The organism is Streptococcus sp. HMSC066E07, from assembly GCF_001814695.1.
In the GTDB taxonomy this organism is placed as follows: Bacteria; Bacillota; Bacilli; order Lactobacillales; family Streptococcaceae; genus Streptococcus; species Streptococcus hominis.
The window spans coordinates 1-2,353 of the sequence record NZ_KV817444.1; the positions used below are offsets into that span (position 1 = coordinate 1).

The 2,353-nt window shown below is 48.4% G+C and carries 1 tRNA gene and 1 rRNA gene; both read left to right on the plus strand.

Annotation, left to right across the window (positions count from 1 at the left end):
- The first annotated feature begins 88 nt into the window (after positions 1–88).
- A tRNA-Ala gene (locus HMPREF2984_RS04955) sits at positions 89–161 on the plus strand.
- Between the two features lie 264 nt (positions 162–425).
- Positions 426–2,353 (plus strand): 23S ribosomal RNA (locus tag HMPREF2984_RS04960); the annotation flags it as partial.

The following is a 2,353-nucleotide window of genomic DNA, read 5'->3' on the forward strand; positions in this document are numbered from 1 at the left end:
GTATCGGAAGGTGCGGCTGGATCACCTCCTTTCTAAGGAAAAAACGGAAGCCATTGAGTTTGTCTTGTTTAGTTTTGAGAGGTCTTGTGGGGCCTTAGCTCAGCTGGGAGAGCGCCTGCTTTGCACGCAGGAGGTCAGCGGTTCGATCCCGCTAGGCTCCATTAGGATAGAATCCTACTGAACTTAATAAAGAAGTGAAGTTGCATATGAGACTAACTTCTTAGGAAAAAAGATAAACTTCCTTGTGTTCGACGAACACAGCGTCAGTTTTCTATTTTTCTACAGAAGTTTTCGCAAGCGAACCGTCTCTTAATATCCTAAGATTAGCACATTGAAAATTGAATAACGATATCAAATAGTAACAAGAAAATAAACCGAAAACGCTGTGAATATTAATGAGTATATGACTGAGAGGTCAAAGATAAGGTTAAGTTAGTAAGGGCGCACGGTGGATGCCTTGGCACTAGGAGCCGAAGAAGGACGTGACAAACGACGAAATGCCTTGGGGAGCTGTAAGTAAGCGTAGATCCAGGGATGTCCGAATGGGGGAACCCAACAGGTAGATGCCTGTTACCCGTATCTATTAAGGATATGAGGAGGAAGACGCAGTGAACTGAAACATCTAAGTAGCTGCAGGAAGAGAAAGCAAAAGCGATTGCCTGAGTAGCGGCGAGCGAAAGGGCAAGAGGGCAAACCGAGAAGTTTACTTCTCGGGGTTGTAGGACTGCGATGTGGACTTAAAGATTATAGAAGAAGACCTTGGGAAAGGTTGCCAGAGAGAGTAAGAGCCTCGTATTTTAAATAGTCTTTATACCTAGCAGGATCCTGAGTACGGCGGGACACGAGGAATCCCGTCGGAATCTGGGAGGACCATCTCCCAACCCTAAATACTCCCTAGTGACCGATAGTGAACCAGTACCGTGAGGGAAAGGTGAAAAGCACCCCGGGAGGGGAGTGAAAGAGAACCTGAAACCGTGTGCCTACAACAAGTTCGAGCCCGTTAATGGGTGAGAGCGTGCCTTTTGTAGAATGAACCGGCGAGTTACGTTATGATGCGAGGTTAAGTTGAAGAGACGGAGCCGTAGGGAAACCGAGTCTGAAGAGGGCGCCATAGTATCATGATGTAGACCCGAAACCATGTGACCTACCCATGAGCAGGTTGAAGGGGAGGTAAAACTCACTGGAGGACCGCACCAGGGCACGTTGAAAAGTGCTTGGATGACTTGTGGGTAGCGGAGAAATTCCAAACGAACTTGGAGATAGCTGGTTCTCTCCGAAATAGCTTTAGGGCTAGCGTCGACAGAAAGATTCTTGGAGGTAGAGCACTGTTTGGGTGAGGGGTCCATCCCGGATTACCAATCTCAGATAAACTCCGAATGCCAAAGAATTATGGTCGGCAGTCAGACTGCGAGTGCTAAGATCCGTAGTCGAAAGGGAAACAGCCCAGACCACCAGCTAAGGTCCCAAAATAATTGTTAAGTGGAAAAGGATGTGGGGTTGCACAGACAACTAGGATGTTAGCTTAGAAGCAGCTATTCATTCAAAGAGTGCGTAATAGCTCACTAGTCGAGTGACCCTGCGCCGAAAATGTACCGGGGCTAAAACAATTTACCGAAGCTGTGGATCCTTTAGGGGATGGTAGGAGAGCGTTCTATGTGTGGTGAAGGTGTACCGTGAGGAGCGCTGGAACGCATAGAAGTGAGAATGCCGGTATGAGTAGCGCAAGACAGGTGAGAATCCTGTCCACCGTAAGACTAAGGTTTCCAGGGGAAGGCTCGTCCGCCCTGGGTTAGTCGGGACCTAAGGAGAGACCGAAAGGTGTATCCGATGGCCAACAGGTAGAGATTCCTGTACTAGAGTATAGAGTGAAGGAGGGACGCAGTAGGCTAACTCAAGCGTGCGAATGGAAGAGCACGTCTAAGCAGTGAGGTGTGATAGGAGTCAAATGCTTCTATCTGTAACATTGAGCTGTGATGGGGAGCGAAGTTTAGTAGCGAAGTGAGTGACGTCACACTGCCAAGAAAAGCTTCTAGCGTTAATTTATACTCTACCCGTACCGCAAACCGACACAGGTAGTCGAGGCGAGTAGCCTCAGGTGATCGAGAGAACTCTCGTTAAGGAACTCGGCAAAATGACCCCGTAACTTCGGGAGAAGGGGTGCTCAGTGTAACTGAGCCGCAGTGAATAGGCCCAAGCAACTGTTTATCAAAAACACAGCTCTCTGCTAAATCGTAAGATGATGTATAGGGGGTGACGCCTGCCCGGTGCTGGAAGGTTAAGAGGAGTGCTTAGACGTAAGTCGAAGGTATGAATTGAAGCCCCAGTAAACGGCGGCCGTAACTATAACGGTCCT